The sequence below is a fragment of the Streptomyces sp. ITFR-21 genome (assembly GCF_031844685.1).
Taxonomy (GTDB): domain Bacteria; phylum Actinomycetota; class Actinomycetes; order Streptomycetales; family Streptomycetaceae; genus Actinacidiphila.
Window position 1 is genome coordinate 1,538,219 of the sequence record NZ_CP134605.1, and the last position, 17,508, is coordinate 1,555,726.

Below are 17,508 nucleotides of genomic sequence, written 5' to 3' on the forward strand. Positions count from 1 at the left end.
CGGACGCCGCCCCGGCGACACCGCCCCGGCCCGAGCACGATCCACCCGCCCAAGGCCGACCGGCCACGGGCCTGCCCACCGCGGCCCGCCCCGGCATGGCCTTGTCCACCACAGACGCACCCACCGCAAGCCGACCGGACGCCGCCCAACCGGCCGGGGGCCGTCCCGGCGCGGGTCATACCGTCGCCGCCCAGCCGGCCGCGGGACATACCGCCGCCGGCCTGCCCGCCGCTGAGCGCCCCGGCGTTCCGCGGACCGGTCCGCGCGCCGCCGGCGACACGGTGCGCCAGGCCGCCGGGACGGCCCGGCGGTCCGGGCCGCCGAAGAGCGCCGGCCCGGACCCGCGCGCCGCCGCGCCCCCCGCGGCCGGCGGCAGGCCGCGCCGCGCCGCCGTACTCACCGCCGCTCTGGCCCTCGCGCTGGTCGCGCTCGGCGTCGCCTCCGCCGGGATCGGCGCGTACGACATACCGGCCGGCGACGTACTCGCCTCCGTCGCGCACCGCGCCGGGGTCGGGGGCCACCCGCTGGACCGGGTGGCCGAGTCCGTGCTGTGGGACGTACGGCTGCCCCGGGTCGTCCTGGCGCTGCTGGTGGGCGCCTCGCTGGGGTGCGCGGGAGCGCTGATGCAGGGGGTGTTCGGCAATCCACTGGCCGAGCCCGGGGTGATCGGGATCTCGTCCGGGGCGGCCGTCGGGGCGGCCGGTTCGATCACGCTCGGCGTGTCCTTCGCGGGCAACTGGACGGTGACGGTGTGCGCGTTCGGCGCCGGGCTGGTGACGGTGTTCGTGGTGTACGGGCTGTCGCGGTCCGGCGGCCGTACGGAAGTGGTCACCCTGGTGCTCACCGGCATCGCGGTGAACGCCTTCGCGGGCGCCGCGATCGGGCTGTTCGTGTTCTACGCGGACAACGCGCAGCTGACGCAGATCACCTTCTGGCAGCTCGGTTCGCTGGCGCAGGCGACCTGGCCGAAGGTGCTGGCCGTGCTGCCGTGCGCGGTCGCCGGGCTGCTGATCGCGCCCTTCTTCTCCCGCCGGCTGGACCTGCTGGCGCTCGGTGAGCGGCAGGCCCGGCACCTGGGGGTGGACGTGGAGCGGATGCGGATCACGCTGATCCTGGTGGTGGCGTTGCTGACGGCCGCCGCGGTGGCGGTCGCGGGCATCGTCTCCTTCGTCGGGCTGGTCGTGCCGCACCTGCTGCGGATGGCGGCCGGCCCCGGGCACCGGTTCCTGGTGCCGGGCAGCGCGCTCGGCGGAGCGCTGGTGCTGGTGGCGGCCGATCTGGCCGCCCGGACCCTCGCCGCTCCCGCGGAGCTGCCGCTGGGCGTACTGACCGCGCTGGTCGGCAGCCCGTTCTTCTTCTGGCTGCTGCGCCGGACCCGCGGCCGGCAGGGGGGCTGGGCGTGAGGCGGCCGGGGACCCGCCGGGGCCGGCCCGTCCCGCCCGCGGCGCCCGCGCCCGGCGACGTCCTGGCGTACGCCCGGGACCTGCGGGTACGGCTCGGGGAGCGGCCGGTGCTGGACGGCGTGGAACTGACCGTTCGGGCCGGCGAGGTGCTGGCCCTGGTCGGGCCGAACGGCGCGGGCAAGTCGACGCTGCTGGGGGCGCTGGCCGGGGACGTACCCGCCGCGTCCGGCGAGCTGACCGTCGGCGGGGCGCCGCCGGCCGCGTGGTCGCCGGGGCAGCTGGCGCTGCGCCGGGCGGTGCTGCCGCAGTCGTCGCCGCTGGCGTTCCCGTTCACCGCCGAGGAGGTGGTACGGATGGGGCGGGCGCCCTGGGCGGGGACGGCGCTGGCCGACGAGGACGATCCGGCGGTGGCGGAGGCGATGGCGGCGACCGAGGTCACCGGCTTCGCGGTACGGCCCTACCCCGCGCTGTCCGGGGGTGAGCGGGCCCGGGTCGCGCTGGCCAGGGTGCTGGCGCAGCGGGCGCCGCTGCTGCTGCTCGACGAGCCCACCGCGGCGCTCGACCTGCACCACCAGGAGCTCGTGCTGCGGGTCTGCCGGGCGCAGGCGGCACTCGGCCGGGCGGTGGTGATCGTGCTGCACGACCTGGGTCTGGCCGCCGCGCACGCCCACCGCGTCGCGGTCCTGTCGGCCGGCCGCGTCGCCGCCGACGGCCCGCCCGCGGCGGTGCTCACCGCGGACCTGCTGACGGCGGTCTACCGGCACCCCGTGGAGATCCTCCCGCATCCGCGTACGGGCCACCCCCTGATCCTCCCGGAGCGGTGAGGCCGCGGGGGCCCGCCGGGGGGCCGGGGGCCGCGCCGGGCGGGTGCGGGCCTGTGGCGGCGGAGCGGGGGCGGCCGGAGAATGCAGGTACGTCCCTGCCCGGGGCCGACCGCCGCCGGGGGACGGTCCGTGCGAACCAGGCACTCACACCCCCGAGGAGCCCCCATTGCGCATCGCCACACCCCGCCGGTACCTGATGTGCCCGCCGGCGCACTTCCGCGTGACGTACTCGATCAATCCGTGGATGGACCCGACCAAACCGGTGGACGCGGCGCTCGCGCTGTTCCAGTGGGAGGACCTGCGGGACCGGTACCGGGCGCTCGGCCACACCGTGGAGGTGCTGGAGCCGCTGCCGGGGCTGCCGGACATGGTGTTCGCGGCGAACGGCGCGACGGTGGTGGACGGCCGGGTGCTGGGCGCGCGCTTCGCCAACCCCGAGCGGACCGCGGAGGCGCCCGCGCACCTGGCGTGGTTCCGGGCGCACGGCTTCACCGGGGTGCGGGAGCCGGAGCACGTCAACGAGGCGGAGGGGGACTTCGCGGTCACCGCGTCCTGGCTGCTGGCCGGGCGGGGCTTCCGCAGCAGTCCGCTCGCCCACGCCGAGGCGCAGGAGTTCTTCGGGCGGCCGGTGATCGGTCTGGAGCTGACCGACCCGCGCTTCTACCATCTGGACACCGCGCTGGCCGTCCTGGACGACGCGCGCGACGAGATCATGTACTACCCCGGCGCCTTCTCCCCCGGCAGCCGCGCGGTCCTCGCCCGGCTCTTCCCCGACGCGCTCCTCGCCACGGCCGAGGACGCCGCCGCCCTCGGCCTCAACGCGGTCAGCGACGCCCGCCACGTCCTCCTCCCGCGCGCCGCCACGGGCCTCCACGAGCCGTTGCGCTCCCGCGGCTTCGAGCCGGTCCCGGTCGATCTGTCCGAACTTCACAAGGCGGGCGGCAGCGTCAAATGCTGCACCCAGGAACTCCGCCCACCCACCTGACCGTCCCTCCCCCACCTGCCCGGCCGTCCCGCCGGATCCTCGGCCGCCCGGTCCCCGCGGCCCCCGGACCATGCCGTCCGGTGCCGCGCGCCCCGTTCTCGGCGGGGCGCCCTCGCCGGCCGACGGCTGACCGGCCGGGGGCGCGGGGAACCGCGCGCCTGAAGCTTCCCCCTGATCGTGGACACCCGGAGACCGGGACCTGAGGTTCCAGAGGAAGTGGCACCGGGTGGGAAGCGAGTACACGAGGCGGTGCACCGGGGAGTTCGAACGGGACGCCATCGCGCTCGTCGACTCCCCGGGCAGAACGGTCACCGCCGTCGCGCGGGAACTCGGCATCAGCTCCGAGGCCCCGCGCGGCCGGTACCGCCGGGCCGAGGCCGACCAGGCCGAGGCGCCCCGGACGAGCTGGCCAGCGCGGAGCGTGAGGAACCGCGCCGGCTGCGCAGGGAGGCCGCGAACAGCAGCAGACGGTCGGGATCCTGAGAAAAGCGACGGCCTTCTTCGTGAAGGAAAGCGACCGGTGACCACGTCGTACCGGTTGATCCATGCGGAGAAAACGAACTACCCGATCGTGTTGCTGTGCCGGGTGCTGCACGGAGCAGCGCCCTCGCGCCGGCGGCGACCCGCGCCCCCGCCGTGGGCGGCCGGGCGGTTCCCCGCGCCCCCTGGAAACCCGCCTCCCGGCGCGACGGCCCCCGCCCCGGGAGGGGCACCGTTGTCGGCGGGGGCAGGCCCGGGGCGGGGGTGCGGCAGGAGGCTTAGAGTGCGGGCATGGGTGGAATGCCGCAGCACGCGGGGTATGACGTCGTGATCGTGGGCGGGGGGCACAACGGGCTGGTGGCCGCCGCGCATCTGGGGCGGGCCGGGCGGCGGGTGCTGGTGCTGGAGCGGCTGGACCGGACCGGTGGGGCCGCGGTGTCGGCGCGGGCGTTCGGCGGGGTGGACGCGCGGCTGTCGCGGTACTCGTACCTGGTGAGCCTGCTGCCCCGGAAGATCGTGGACGACCTGGGGCTGCGGTTCGCGGTGCGGCGCCGGCGCATCTCCTCGTACAGCCCGCGGGGCGGGAGCGGGCTGCTGGTGGACTCCGGGGACGCCGGCCGGACCCGGGAACAGTTCGTCCGGCTCACCGGCTCGGACCGGGACTTCGAGGCGTGGCAGCGCTTCTACGGCATGACCCGGCACGTCGCGGAACGGGTCTTCCCGACACTGACCGGCCCGCTGCCGACCCGGGCCGAACTGGAGCGCCGGATCGACGACCCGGCTGCCTGGGAGGCGCTGTTCGAGCGGCCGATCGGCGAGACCGTGGAGCGGGAGTTCACCGACGACCTGGTCCGCGGCGTGGTCCTCACCGACGCGCTGATCGGCACCTTCACGCACGCCCACGACCCGTCACTGCGGCAGAACCGCTGCTTCCTCTACCACGTGATCGGCGGCGGCACCGGCGACTGGGACGTGCCGGTCGGCGGGATGGGCGCCTTCACCGACGCGCTGGCGGACGCGGCCCGCGCGGCCGGTGTCGAAATCGTCACCGGGGCCGAGGTGACCGCGATCGCGACCGACGGGGTACGGGCGGAGGTGGCGTACGGCGAGGGCCGTACCGTCGGCGCCCGGCACGTGCTGGTCAACGCGTCCCCGTACGCGCTGGCCGGGCTGCTCGGCGGGCGGCCGCCGGCCCGCCCGGAGGGCGCCCAGCTGAAGGTCAACATGCTGCTGCGGCGGCTGCCGAGGCTGCGGGACGGGGGTGTGGACCCCCGGGAGGCGTTCGCCGGCACCTTCCACGTCGCCGAGTCGTACCGGCAGTTGCAGACCGCGTACGAGCAGGCCGCCGCGGGCCGGCTGCCGGACGCGCCGCCGTCGGAGATCTACTGCCACAGCCTGACCGACCCGTCGGTCCTCTCCCCCGAGCTGGCCGCGCAGGGCACGCACACCCTGACGCTGTTCGGGCTGCACACGCCCGCCCGGCTCTTCGCACAGGACCCGGAGGGCGCCAAGGCCGCGCTGCTGAAGGCGACGCTGGCGCAGCTGGACGCGGTGCTGGCCGAGCCGATCGCGGACTGCCTTGCGCTGGACGCGGACGGGCGGCCGTGCCTGGAGGCGAAGTCCCCGGTGGACCTGGAGCGCGAGGTGGGCCTGCCCGGCGGCCACATCTTCCACCGCGACCTCAGCTGGCCGTACGCGGCGCGGTCGGGACCGGACACGGACGGCGGCGCGCCGGACGGCGCCCGGCCCGACGGCGGCGCCGCGGCCGGCACCGCACCCGGTACGGCCGCCGACGCCTCGGCCGGTTCCGCGGCCGGTGGCGGGAATGAAGTGATCGGCGCCACCGGTCGCTGGGGAGTCGGCACGGGGTATGCGAACGTCTACCTCTGCGGCGCGGGCGCGGTCCGCGGCGGCGGAGTCAGCGGTGTCCCGGGGCACAACGCGGCGATGGCGGTACTGGAGAAGGCATGATGACCCACAGACCCAGGATCATTCACCACAGGGACGGCACCCGCCGCTCGATCGGCCGTCAGTGGCTGCGCGGCGGCAGCAAGTGGCACACCCTCACCGCGGGCGACCTGCCCGGACAGCGCCGGGGCACCGCCGACGTGGTGGTGGACTGCGCGGTGTACGAGGACGGCTGCCGGGTGGCGTCGATCCCGCCGCAGGAGGCGCTGGCGGAGGCCAGGAAGCGGCCGGGCGGCTTCGCCTGGATCGGGCTGCACCAGCCGGAGTACGAGCACCTCGCCGAGATCGCCGAGGTGTTCGGGCTGCATCCGCTGGCGGTGGAGGACGCGGTGCGGGCGCATCAGCGGCCGAAGCTGGAGCGGTACGGCGACACGCTGTTCCTGGTGCTGAAGACGATTGTCTTCGTCGAGCACGAGAAGCTCACCGCGACCAGCGAGGTGGTCGACACCGGTGAGCTGATGATCTTCCTGGGCGCCGACTTCGTGGTGGTGGTACGGCACGGCAGCGCGCCCGGCCTGACCCGGGTCCGGCGGGCCCTGGAGAGCCGCCCGGAGATGCTCGGGCACGGCCCGGCCGCGGTGCTGCACGCGATCACCGACCAGGTGGTGGACGACTACCTCGACGTCGTCGACGAGGTGGAACGCGACGTGGACGAGCTGGAGTCCGACGTGTTCTCCGCCAACCACGACGACGACGCGGAGCGGATCTACCAGCTCAAGCGGGAGCTGATCGAGTTCAAGCGGGCGGTGCACCCGATGGCCCGCCCGCTCCAGCGGCTGAGCGAGGAGAGCGACGCGCTGATCGGTGCCGAGATCGGCCGCTACTTCCGCGACGTGGCGGACCACCTGGCGCACGTCCGGGAGCGGCTGACCGGCTACGGCGAGCTGGTGGACGGCCTGCTGGCGGCCAATCTCAGCCAATTGGCGGTGCAGCAGAACGTGGACATGCGGCGGATCAGCGCGGCGGCGGCGATCCTGGCCATCCCCACCATGATCGCCGGGTTCTACGGCATGAACTTCGAGCACATGCCGGAGCTGCGCTGGACCTTCGGCTACCCGCTGATGCTCGGGGTCACGGCGACCCTGTCGGCGCTGTGCTACCGGGCCTTCCGCCGCTACGGCTGGCTCTGAGGCGCTGGCTCCGGCCGCTGGCCGCCGTCCGGCGCGGTCGCGGGCGGCGGCCAGGGGTCGCCCCAGTCGGTGTCCCTGGCCACGCGGTAGTCGGCGCCGTGCCGTTTGGTGACGGTGGCGCGGGTCAGGGCGCCGTCGCGGGTGCACAGGTCGAGCAGGACCTGGCCCTTGCGGATCTGCGGGTGGCGTACGACGCGGTTCGCGGCGGGGACGGCGGGGACGGCGGCGGGGCGGACCGCGGCCACGTAGGAGAACTTCTCGTCCTCGTAGGGCAGCGTGCCGCCCTTGATCCGCCGGTGCAGCGAGGTGCGCGGCACGCGGGCGGCGAAGTGGCACCAGTCGGTACCGGTGACCGGGCAGGCCGCGTCGTGCGGGCAGGGCGCGAGGACGGTCAGGCCGGCCGCGACGAGCCGGGCGCGGGCCTCGACGATCCGGGCGTAGCCGTCGGGGGTACCGGGTTCGGCGATCACCAGCGCGCCGCGGGTGGCGGCGGCAGCGGCGTCGACCAGTGCGCCGCGGTCGGCCGCGGTGAGCTCGCCGACCACGTACGAGACGGTGACCAGGTCGGCGGCCGGCAGCCGGGGGGTGCCGCCGAGCGGTGCCCTGGTCCACGCGGCGTCGCGTACGGCGGGCAGTTCGGCGAGCCGGGCGAGGTCCCGGCCGAGGTCGAGGGCGGCCTGCGACCAGTCCAGGACGGTGCTGGTGTGCGGTGCCGGCGCGTCGGCCCAGGTCCCGGCCACCGCCCAGGTGGCCGCGCCGGTGCCGCCGCCCAGGTCCAGATGGGTGGCGGGCGTCCACGCGCCGGCCTGCTCCCGCAGCGCCTCCAGCGCGGCCCGGACGGCGGCGTAGGTGGCGGGCATCCGGTACGCGGCGTAGGCGGCGGCGTCGGCCGCGTCCCGCAGGACGGGCGCGGCGGTCGGGGTCGTACCCCGGTAGTTCTCGATCAGTCGCTCGACCTGGGGCCAGGCCCGGCTGGGCACGGTGGCCCGCAGCCGGTCGGTGAGCGCGTCGCGCAGGTCGTCGGGGAGAGGCACGGTGGGCACAAGCCCCAACTGTAAGGGGCGGCCACACCAGCCTCCTCACTCGTGCGGCCGCTTCCGCCGGAAGGGCCATACTTGCGTGAACTCGGTCATAACTTGGTCTCGAATCCGTGCAATATGCAGCGCGCGACCACCCGTTTGGCCTACCGTTCGCAGGTGTCAGGGCGCGACCAGCGCTTGGGGAAGTGCTGGGCCGCCCAGTTCAGTCGCGATGTGCCATGGGGGGTCCATGCGGCGTGTCGGAACAAACCCGGTCATACCGGGCGCGTCCACATCGGTGGAAAGCGAGCCCAGACCCGGGCGGAGTCCCACTCCGCCTCCCTTCGAGACCAGGGCATCGGGGACCACCGATGCCCTTGGTGTGCCCGGCGACTACCGCAGGCGCCGGCGGCACGGCAAGCACAGTGTGCGCGGCGCGCACAGCACGTACCGCGACAAGGCGGCCTGGTACCGGCCGCTCGCCCTCGCGGTGGACGTCCTCGGGATCGGCGTCCCCGCTTTTCTGGTCCTGCGCCACACCGGCCAGCCGCACCCGCTCGGGTGCGCCCTGGTCGCCGCGTCCCTGTGGACGGCCGTCCGCGCGGCACGGCGCCGGTACGCGGCCGACGTACTGGGGGAGACCCGCGGCGTCCTCGCGGCGCTCTCCGACTGGGTGGTGCTGCTCGGGGCGCTGGCCATGGTCCGCACCGCCTGCGGTGAGATCGTCGCACCGCTGCTGGCCGTCGCCGGCGTGGCCTCCGGGCCGCTGCTGACGATGGTCGCCAGCAACCTGACCCAGCGCCACCTCATCTCGGAGCGCCGCTCCGCGCAGGCGGTCCGCAGGGTCCTGGTCATCGGTGAACCGAGCACCGCCGACCACGTGGTGGGACACCTGGCGGGCCGCACCGACCACGCGTACGTGGTGGTCGGGGTGGTTCCGGTGGGCAACGCCCGGCTGGAGTGCGGGGCTCCGGTCACCGCGCGGCTCGGCTCGGTCGACCCGCAGAACATCACCGCGGACGCGGCCACCGTACTGGCCGCCGCCCGCGAGCACCACGCCGAACTGGTCCTGGTCTCGCCCGGCCCGCGGCTGTCCGCGGACCGGCTGCGCCGGCTGTGCTGGGCGCTGCACGACGCGAAAGTGCCGGTGGCGATCCTGCCGGGCCTGATCGACGTGGCGGTGCGCCGGGTGCAGCTGGACGCGCCCGGCGGGCTGGCCGTGCTGCACGTCGCCCCGCCGCTGAACCGCGGCTTCCAGGTGGGGCTGAAGGCCGTGGTGGACCGGGTGGGCGCGGCCTTCGGGCTGCTCGCGCTGGCCCCGCTGTTCGGCGTGGTGGCGCTGGCCATCCGGTGCACCTCGCCGGGGCCGGTGTTCTACAAGCAGACCCGGTACGGGCAGAACTGCACGCCGTTCATGATGTACAAGTTCCGCACGATGGTCGCCGACGCGGACGCCCGCAAGGCGGATCTGGAGCGCACGGGCGCCAACGAGAACGACGGCCTGATGTTCAAGATGCGCCGCGACCCCCGGGTGACCCGGGTCGGCGGGGCGCTGCGCCGCTACTCGCTCGACGAACTCCCGCAGCTGGTCAACGTGCTGCGGGGCGAGATGTCGCTCGTCGGTCCGCGTCCGCCGCTGCCCGACGAGGTGGCGCGCTACGACAAGGTCGAGGTGCGGCGGCTCGCCGTCAAGCCCGGCATCACCGGGCTGTGGCAGGTCAGCGGACGCAGTGACCTGTCGTGGGACGAGACCGTCACGCTGGACCTGCGGTACGTCGACAACTGGTCGTTCACCACGGACGTCGACGTGATGGCCCGCACCCTGCGGGCCGTCGTCGACGGACGCGGCGCGTACTGACGGGGGCGCCGGCCCCACCCGAACGGCCCGGCGCCGGGTGCCCTCCAGGGCCCGGCGCCGGGCCGCTCCCCGTCGGGGACCGTCACGGACCGTCCGGCCGCGCCTCCCCGGCCTCCCCGGCCTCCTTCGGCGGCACCCCCGGCTCCGGCGGCACCTGCGCGTCGCCTGGCGGTGCGGCGGGCGGCGGCGGAAGGGCGGTCGATGGCGTGTCGCGGGACGGTACGGAAACGGGTGGCGCGGAAGCGGACGGTACGTCGACGGGGGCCGTGGCGGCCGAGGACACCGGAGGAGCGGCTGGCCGCGCGTCGCCGCTTACGGAAACGGGCGGCGGCGGTACGGCGACCGGTGGCGCGGCAGGCTGCGGCGGTACGGCAGTCGGCGGCGCGTCGCCGGGCCGTACGGCGGCCGGGGCCGGGGCGGCTGACGGCCGGGCGAGCGGGGGGCCCGCGGGGCGGGGCGGGGGCAGGGCCTCGGCCAGCAGCGCGTCGATCCGGCTCAGCCCGGCCTCGCGGGTGAGGTGGGCGTCGGCGTAGGCGGGACCGGAGGCGGACAGGGCGGCGGCGCGGGCCGGGTCGGCGGTCAGGGCGCCCACGGCGGCGAGCAGCGCCCGCGGGTCCTCCGGCAGCACCAGCACGCCGGCGCCCGAGCGCCGCAGCTCCTGGGCGGTCGCGCCCTGCGGCGGGACCGCGGCGACGACCGGGCGGCCCGCGGCCAGGTAGGCGGCGAGCTCCGGCGGCACACCGGTGCCGCCGGCCGACGCCCGCTGCGCGACCAGCAGCACGTCGGCGGCGGCCAGTACGTCCGGGTACTGCGTGTCGTCCGGCGTCGGCGGGAAGTCGAGGTTGGGCAGGCCGCCAGCCACCGCCCGAAGCTCCTCGCGGCGTTCGCCCTCGCCCATCAGCACCACCCGCAGTCCCGGGTCGAGCCGGGCCGCCGCGACCAGCACGTCGAGGTCCTGCCCGGCGCCGAGCGCCCCGGAGTAGAGCACCACGGTCTGTCCTGGCCGCCAGCCCAGCCGGGCCCGCATCTCCGCGCGGGGGCGGGACGGCCGGGGCAGGTGCGACCAGTTGGGTATCAGCCGGATCCGGCCGGCCGGCACGCCGAGCGCGGCGACCTCGGCGACGATCGACTCGTGCACCACGCCGACCAGCGCGGCCCGCCGCAGGGCGTACCGCTCGGCCGCGCCGGCCAGCGCCGAGGAGGCCCGGCCGCGGGTGCCGAGGGTGCCGAGGGTGCCGAGGGTGCCGAGCAGGTTGCGTACCACGGGCACGTAGGGGACACCGTAGCGGCGGGCGAGCCGGGCGCCGATCACCCCGGCGGCCAGCGTGGGCAGTTGGGCGACGACCGCGTCGGGCGGCGGGATCAGCGGCGCGGCGCGCAGGCCGCCGCGCAGTACCGACAGCTCGAACCGGGCCCGGCCGAGGGCGCTCTGCCGGGCCGGCACCGTGTGGGCGCGGCGGTGCACCCGTACGCCGCCGCGGTCCTCCTCGGCGCGCCGGACACCCTCGTACGCCGGGTCGAGCCGCCACGCCGGGTAGTGCGGCATGCCGGTCAGCACGTGCACCTCGGCACCGCCGGCCGCCCAGTGCTCGGCGATCTGCGTCGCGTACCGGCTGGTCCCCGCCTGCTCGGGCGCGTAGTTGGTGGTGACCAGCAGCAGTCGGCGGCGCGTGCCGGAACCGGCCACGGTGTGTTCCTTCCCCCGGAGACGAGCGGAAGCCCACCCTACGACCTGGCGTACGGTCACCGCCCGGTGCCGCAGCGCTCCTTCGGCCGTACGAGCCATCCGTGCGACGCGGGCCCGGACACCCGGGCAGACGGGACATGACGCCCTAAAGTGATGCACGATGTCCATTTCGCGCCGAAATCTCCTCCAAGTGACCGCCTCGGGAGCCCTGCTGACCGGGTGCGTACCCGACGGCGGGCCGGCCGCGGGCGGCCACCCGTCCGCCGCACCCGCCCCCCACCGGAGCGCCGGGCCCGCCGCGGGCCGCAGCCCGGTGGGCACAGCCGGCACCGCCGCCCCTCCCCCGCTGCCGCCCGGCCTGCCCGACCAGGTCGAGCACGGCCCGCGGGACCGGCCGCGGGTCGCCCTCACCTTCCACGGCCAGGGCGAACCCGCGCTGGCCACCGCCCTGCTGACCGCGGCGGAACAGGCCGGCGCCCGGATCACCGTGCTCGCCGTCGGCAGCTGGCTGGACGCCTATCCGCGGCTGGCCCGCCGGATCCTGGACGGCGGCCACGAACTGGGCAACCACACCCAGACGCACCGGGACATCGGCGCCATGGACACCGCCGCGGCGACCGCCGAGATCGAGGGCTGCGCCCGGCGGCTGCGCGCGCTCACCGGCTCGCCCGGCCGCTGGTTCCGGCCCTCCCGGGCCCGGCTGACCACACCGCTGGTGGTGCGGCTCGCCCAGCGGGCCGGGTACCCGCACCTGCTGTCGTACGACGTGGACCCGCTCGACTACACCGACCCGGGCGCCGACCGGATCCGGGCCGAGACCGCCCGGCTGGCCGGCAACGGCTCGGTGGTCTCCCTGCACTTCGGGCACGCCGGCACCGTGGCCGCGCTGCCCGGAATCCTCGACGACCTGCACCGCCGGGGCCTCCGCGCGGTCACGACCTCGGAGCTGCTTGCCTGATGCGCCGTCACCGTCACCACCCCCGCCGCCCCCACCGCCCCCACCGCCCCCACCGCCCCCACCGCGCCGGCCGCCCTCGCCGCCGGGCGCTGTCCGGCGCACTGCTCGCCGCGTCCGCCGCGCTGCTCGCCGTGGGCTGCGGCGCCTCCGGCACGCAGTCGCACGCCCCGGCCCCGGCGACCCCCGAGGCCGTCCGCGAGGCGGCGGCGCGCCCGGCACTGCCCGCGGGACTGCCCGGGATGCCGCCGCCGCTGGACCCGAAGGACGTCTACGCCGCCGACCGGCCGAACGCGCTCTCCCCGGCGGTCCGGGACTTCCCGTCCCGGGTGTACGTCCCCAACACCGAGTCCAACACGGTCTCGGTGATCGACCCGCGGACGTACAAGGTGATCGAGACCATCCCGGTCGGCGCGCAGCCGCAGCACGTGGTGCCGTCGTGGGACCTGAAGACGCTGTGGGTCAACAACGACGTCGGCAACTCGCTGACCCCGATCGACCCGGCCACCGGGAAGGCCGGCCGGACCGTCGCCGTGCACGACCCGTACAACCTCTACTTCACCCCGGACGGCAGGTACGCGGTGGTGATGGCCTCCCTGGACCGGGAACTGGTGTTCCGCGACGCGCACACCATGGCGGTGCGGAAGTCGCTGCCGGTGTCCTGCTACGGGGTCAACCACGCCGACTTCTCACCGGACGGCCGGTACTTCATCGTCTCCTGCGAGTTCAGCGGCGAGCTGCTCAAGGTGGACACCGCGCGGATGAAGGTGGTGGCCCAGCAGCGGCTGCCGCTGGAGGGCGCGATGCCGCAGGACGTGAAGATCTCCCCGGACGGCGGGACCTGGTACGTCGCCGACATGGTCGCCGACGGGGTCTGGACGCTCGACGGCGACACCTTCTCCAAGCCGACGCTGCTGCGTACCGGCAAGGGCGCGCACGGCCTGTACGTCTCCCGGGACTCGCAATCGATGTACATCTCCAACCGCGAGGAGGGGTCCGTCTCGGTGCTCGACTTCGCCACCGGCCGGCTCGTCCACAAGTGGCGCATCGACGGCGGCGGCAGCCCCGACATGGGCGGGGTGTCCGCCGACGGCAAGGTGCTGTGGCTGTCGGGCCGCTACGACGCCGAGGTGTACGCCCTCGACACCGCCACCGGCGCGACCCTGGCCAAGATCCCGGTCGGCGCGGGTCCGCACGGCCTGGCGGTCTACCCGCAGCCGGGCCGCTACTCGCTCGGGCACACCGGGATCTTCAGATAGCGGCGGGCGGCGGGTCGCCGCCGCCGTCCCCGGGGCGGGCCGCCCCGCCGGCGAGGGCCGTCCCACCGGGGAGAGCCGATTCCCCACCGCGGCCGGTCTCCCGGGGCAGGACCGCGCGGGCCAGCCGGGTCGCCGCGGCGGCCCGCGGGGCACTGCCCTCACGCCAGGTGCGTGAGGGGTGGACGGAGTTGGCGAGCAGCACCAGGAAGGTGTCGGTGGCCGGGTCGAGGACCAGGCTGGTGCCGGTGAACCCGGTGTGGCCGGCCGCGCCCCGCCCGGCCAGCTCGCCCATGAACCAGCGCTGGTCGGTCTCGAACCCGGGCCAGGGCCCGCCCCGGTCCAGCAGCGCCCGGCACAGCAGCGCCAGGTCCCAGGCGGGGGCGAACAGCCCGGCGTGCCCGCTGACGCCGCCCATGGCGTACGCGTTCTCGTCGTGCACCTGCCCGCGCACCATGCCCCGGTCGAGCCTCCCCCACGGCCGGCGCTGGTCCTCCGTGGCGGCGATCCCCGGCAGCAGCTCCGGCGGCGGGTTGAAGCAGGTCCCGGTCATGCCGTGGGGCTCCGTGACGTCGGTGCGGATCAGTTCGGCGAGCCCCCGGCCGGTGGCCGCCTCCAGGCAGTGCTGGACGGCGATCAGGTTGAGGTCGGAGTAGACCCGCCGGGTGCCGGGCGGGTGCGCCGGAGCCTCCCGCCACAGCAGCCGGGCGCGGTCCTCCGGCGTCGGCTGATCGTAGAAGGGCAGTTCGGGGCGCAGGCCGGAGGTGTGGTCCAGCAGCTGCCGTACGGTGACGGCCGCCTTGCCCGCCGCGGCGAAGGCGGGGACGTACGAGGCGGCGGGCGCGTCCAGGTCCAGCCGGCCGGCGGCGACCAGCGAGGTGAAGAGCTTGGTCAGCGACGCCAGGTCGAAGACGGTGTCCGGCCGCATCGGCACCCACCGCTCGGGCGGCAGCTCGACGCCGAGGCCGGTGTGCTCGTCGTAGCGGGCGTACCGGACCGCCCAGCCGACCGCCTCGTGCAGCGCGACGGTACGGCCGCGGCCGGCCAGCACCACGGCGCCCGCGCACCACGGCCGCGCGGGTGCCGGGCGCAGGTACCCGGCCAGCTCGGGGACGATCCGGTTCAGCTCGTCGGCGTCGAGGCCCGCCTCAGGGCAGGTACCTCTCGACAGCGGCGCTGCCATGTTCCTCCATCGCTCGGCGGGCCTTCTCGACCAGCTCCGGGGTGGGCTCCCGGCCGGACGCCATCACCAGGTCCTCCGGGTCCACGGCGTGCTCGGACCCCGTGTGCAGTGAGCTGTCGGCGGTCTTGAAGGCCCAGGTGCTCTCGTCCGCAACCTCTTCTGACATCGCGTCGGACATCGCGTCCTCCTGATGACGGTGTCGGCGCCCGCCCCGTGGGGGTGCGCCCTACGGTTCTTCCACCGTACGCCGCCCGCGCACGCACAGCCCGAGGAAGGCCGCGCAGGCGACAAGGGTGCAGGTCAGTATGGTGACGGCCATCGGCACCGCGGTCCCGTCCCCGGCTATCCCGGCCAGCGGCGACAGCACCGCGCCGACCAGGAACGACGACGTGCCGAGCAGCGCCGAGGCGGAGCCGGCCGCGTATTTCGTGCGCAGCAGCGCCTGGGTGTTGGTGGTGGGCAGCACCAGGCCCATCGACGCCATCAGCACGAACAGCCCGGCGGCGACCTCGAACAGGCCCGGCCGGCCGAACACCCCGGTGGTGAGCAGCACCAGCGCCACCGCGGCGGAGGTGATCAGCACCAGTCCGGCCGCCAGCACCCGGTCCATGTCCACCCGGCCCACCAGCACCTTGCCGTTGAGCTGGCCGACGGCGACGATGCCGACCGAGTTGAGGCCGAACAGCAGGCTGAAGGTCTGGGCGGAGGCGCCGTAGATGTCCTGCACGACGAAGGCGGAGGCGGACACGTAGGTGAACAGGGCCGCGAAGCCGAAGCTGCCGGCCACCACGTACCCGGTGAAGACGCGGTCGGCGAGCAGCCGCCGCATCGCCCCGAAGGTGCCGGACAGCTCACCGGCGTGCCGCCGCTCGGGCGGCAGGGTCTCGTGCAGCCAGCGCCAGGCGACCGCGGTCAGCAGGATGCCGATCGTGGTGCAGACGACGAAGACGCCGCGCCAGTCGGTGAACCGCAGGATCTGGCCGCCGATCACCGGGGCGATGATCGGGGCGACCCCGGAGATCAGCAGCAGGGTGGTGAAGAAGCGGGCCATCTCCAGGCCGTCGTAGAGGTCGCGGACCACCGCGCGGGCGATCACGATGCCCGCCGCGCCGGCCAGGCCCTGGAGCAGCCGGAAGCCGATCAGCAGCTCGACGGAGCTCGCCAGCGCGCAGACCGCGGTGGCCAGGACGTAGACCACCATGCCGGCCAGCAGCGGGCGGCGGCGGCCCCAGCGGTCGCTGAGCGGGCCGATGACGAGCTGGCCGAGCGCCATCCCGGCCAGGCAGGCGGTCAAGGTCAGCTGCACGGTGGCGGCCGGCGCGTGCAGGGCGTCGGTGACCTGCGGCAGCGCGGGCAGGTACATGTCCATCGACAGCGGCGGCAGCGCGGTGAGGCCGCCGAGGACGAGTGTGACGAGCAGGCCGACACGGCGCTGGGCGTCGAGGGCGGATGCGGGGGACAGGGGGGCGGCGGGTGATGCGGTGGTTTGCGCGGGGGTTGACGGCCCGGCGTCCGGCACGGCGGCACTCTCCATCGGAAGTAGTTGAATCATCCTTATTCTTTCAGCCTGCGCAGATGATCGAGAACCGATGTGAGGACAGTTTGACGAGTTCGACGGGCAAGGACGGAACAGAGCACGTGACACAGGACGGGGCGATGGACATGGCGGCGAACGCGACGGCGAACGCGACGACCGACACGGTGACGAGCACGGTGGCGGACCCGGGGGCGAGCGGGAAGCGCAGGATCCGCTGGGGTGTCCTGGCGACCGGCGGGATCGCCGCGACCTTCACCGAGGCGCTGCTGTCTTTGCCGGACGCCGAGGTGGTGGCGGTGGGCTCGCGCAGCGAGGCGGGCGCGAAGGCGTTCGCCGAGCGGTACGGCATCCCCCGCGCCTACGGCAGCTGGGCCGAACTGGCCGCGGACGACGGGGTGGACGTGGTGTACGTGGCCACCCCGCACTCCGCGCACCGGGACGCGGCCGGGCTCTGCCTGGAGGCCGGGCGGGCGGTGCTGTGCGAGAAGGCCCTCACCATCAACGCCCGGGAGGCGCGGGAGCTGGTGTCCCTGGCCAGGGACCGGCGGCTGTTCCTGATGGAGGCCATGTGGACGTACTGCAACCCGCTGGTACGGCACATGGCCGGAATGATCGCCGACGGGGTGATCGGCGACGTCCGCAACGTCTCCGCGCACTTCGGCTTCGCCGGCGACTTCGCGCCCGAGCACCGGATGCGCGATCCGCGGCTCGGCGGCGGCGCGGTGCTGGACCTCGGCGTCTACCCGGTGTCCTTCGCGCAGCTGCTGCTCGGCGAACCGGACGCGGTGGAGGCGTGGGCGCACCTGACCCCGGAGGGTGTGGACGGCAACACCGGCATCCTGCTGGGCTGGGACGGCGGTGCGGTCGCCACGCTGAGCTGCTCGTTCACCGCGGAGACCGCCGCGACGGCGACCATCAGCGGCAGCGAGGGGCGGATCGAGATCGCCGAGGGCTTCTTCCACCCGGAGAGCTTCGTCCTGCACCGCCGCGGCGAGGACACCCCGACCACCGTGCACCTGGCCGACGTGCACACCGACACCGACCGGTCCACCATGCGGCACGAGGCCGCCGAGGTGATGCGCTGCCTGCGGGCGGGCGAGACGGAGTCCCCGCTGGTACCGCTGGACGGCTCGCTCGCGGTGATGCGCACGCTGGACCGGATCCGGCGCCGGATCGGGGTGCGCTACGAGGGCGTCGACCTGGACGCCGACTGGGCCTGAGCG

General features: G+C 75.3%; 13 protein-coding genes and 1 pseudogene. 9 read left to right on the plus strand and 5 right to left on the minus strand.

The annotated features are described in order from the left end of the window. Positions 1 to 281: 281 nt before the first annotated feature. From RLT57_RS06820 to corA, 5 genes are all read left to right on the plus strand, one after another. The gene (locus RLT57_RS06820; RefSeq protein WP_311296472.1) at positions 282 to 1,403 is read left to right on the plus strand and encodes a FecCD family ABC transporter permease; all 1,122 of its coding nucleotides are present in this window, start codon (positions 282 to 284) and stop codon (positions 1,401 to 1,403) included. Further along, on the plus strand, positions 1,400 to 2,227 hold the full coding sequence (locus tag RLT57_RS06825; protein WP_311296473.1) for a heme ABC transporter ATP-binding protein: 828 nt from the start codon (positions 1,400 to 1,402) through the stop codon (positions 2,225 to 2,227). The genes RLT57_RS06820 and RLT57_RS06825 overlap by 4 nt, the downstream gene beginning before the upstream one ends. A gap of 166 nt (positions 2,228 to 2,393) precedes the next feature. Next, positions 2,394 to 3,212 (plus strand): dimethylargininase, encoded by an 819-nt coding sequence (gene ddaH / locus RLT57_RS06830; protein WP_399128184.1) that lies wholly within the window; start codon positions 2,394 to 2,396, stop codon positions 3,210 to 3,212. 780 nt (positions 3,213 to 3,992) lie between these two features. Next, on the plus strand, positions 3,993 to 5,663 hold the full coding sequence (locus RLT57_RS06835; protein ID WP_311300605.1) for a phytoene desaturase family protein: 1,671 nt from the start codon (positions 3,993 to 3,995) through the stop codon (positions 5,661 to 5,663). Beyond that, positions 5,660 to 6,790: a magnesium/cobalt transporter CorA gene (corA, locus tag RLT57_RS06840; RefSeq protein ID WP_311296474.1), complete on the plus strand. Its 1,131-nt coding sequence runs from the start codon at positions 5,660 to 5,662 to the stop codon at positions 6,788 to 6,790. The genes RLT57_RS06835 and corA overlap by 4 nt, the downstream gene beginning before the upstream one ends. On the opposite strand, the gene RLT57_RS06845 is transcribed toward corA, so the two are convergent. Further along, positions 6,775 to 7,833, minus strand: a complete 1,059-nt coding sequence (locus RLT57_RS06845) for a small ribosomal subunit Rsm22 family protein (RefSeq protein ID WP_399128187.1) — start codon at positions 7,831 to 7,833, stop codon at positions 6,775 to 6,777. The genes corA and RLT57_RS06845 overlap by 16 nt on opposite strands. Before the next feature lie 358 nt (positions 7,834 to 8,191). On the opposite strand from RLT57_RS06845, the gene RLT57_RS06850 reads away from it, so the two are divergent. Continuing rightward, on the plus strand, positions 8,192 to 9,667 hold the full coding sequence (locus tag RLT57_RS06850; protein WP_311296475.1) for a sugar transferase: 1,476 nt from the start codon (positions 8,192 to 8,194) through the stop codon (positions 9,665 to 9,667). Positions 9,668 to 10,106: 439 nt separating this feature from the next. Here the strand turns inward: RLT57_RS06850 and RLT57_RS06855 are convergent. After that, positions 10,107 to 11,354, minus strand: a pseudogene (locus RLT57_RS06855) (glycosyltransferase family 4 protein); the annotation flags it as partial. Positions 11,355 to 11,514: 160 nt separating this feature from the next. Between RLT57_RS06855 and RLT57_RS06860 the strand changes: the two are divergent. Continuing rightward, positions 11,515 to 12,312, plus strand: a complete 798-nt coding sequence (locus RLT57_RS06860; RefSeq protein WP_311296476.1) for a polysaccharide deacetylase family protein — start codon at positions 11,515 to 11,517, stop codon at positions 12,310 to 12,312. After that, positions 12,312 to 13,568 (plus strand): YncE family protein, encoded by a 1,257-nt coding sequence (locus tag RLT57_RS06865; protein ID WP_311296477.1) that lies wholly within the window; start codon positions 12,312 to 12,314, stop codon positions 13,566 to 13,568. Before RLT57_RS06860 ends, RLT57_RS06865 begins: the two co-directional genes overlap by 1 nt. Here the strand turns inward: RLT57_RS06865 and RLT57_RS06870 are convergent. From RLT57_RS06870 to RLT57_RS06880, 3 genes are read right to left on the minus strand one after another with little or no spacing between them, the layout of a single operon-like run. Further along, positions 13,561 to 14,748, minus strand: coding sequence for a serine hydrolase domain-containing protein (locus RLT57_RS06870; protein WP_399128190.1), 1,188 nt, complete (start codon positions 14,746 to 14,748; stop codon positions 13,561 to 13,563). The genes RLT57_RS06865 and RLT57_RS06870 overlap by 8 nt on opposite strands. Then, positions 14,714 to 14,914, minus strand: a complete 201-nt coding sequence (locus RLT57_RS06875) for a hypothetical protein (RefSeq protein ID WP_399129783.1) — start codon at positions 14,912 to 14,914, stop codon at positions 14,714 to 14,716. Before RLT57_RS06875 ends, RLT57_RS06870 begins: the two co-directional genes overlap by 35 nt. 60 nt (positions 14,915 to 14,974) lie before the next feature. Further along, positions 14,975 to 16,282: a multidrug effflux MFS transporter gene (locus tag RLT57_RS06880; protein WP_311296479.1), complete on the minus strand. Its 1,308-nt coding sequence runs from the start codon at positions 16,280 to 16,282 to the stop codon at positions 14,975 to 14,977. Positions 16,283 to 16,494: 212 nt separating this feature from the next. On the opposite strand from RLT57_RS06880, the gene RLT57_RS06885 reads away from it, so the two are divergent. Beyond that, positions 16,495 to 17,505 (plus strand): Gfo/Idh/MocA family protein, encoded by a 1,011-nt coding sequence (locus RLT57_RS06885; RefSeq protein WP_311300607.1) that lies wholly within the window; start codon positions 16,495 to 16,497, stop codon positions 17,503 to 17,505. The last annotated feature ends 3 nt before the right edge of the window (positions 17,506 to 17,508 follow it).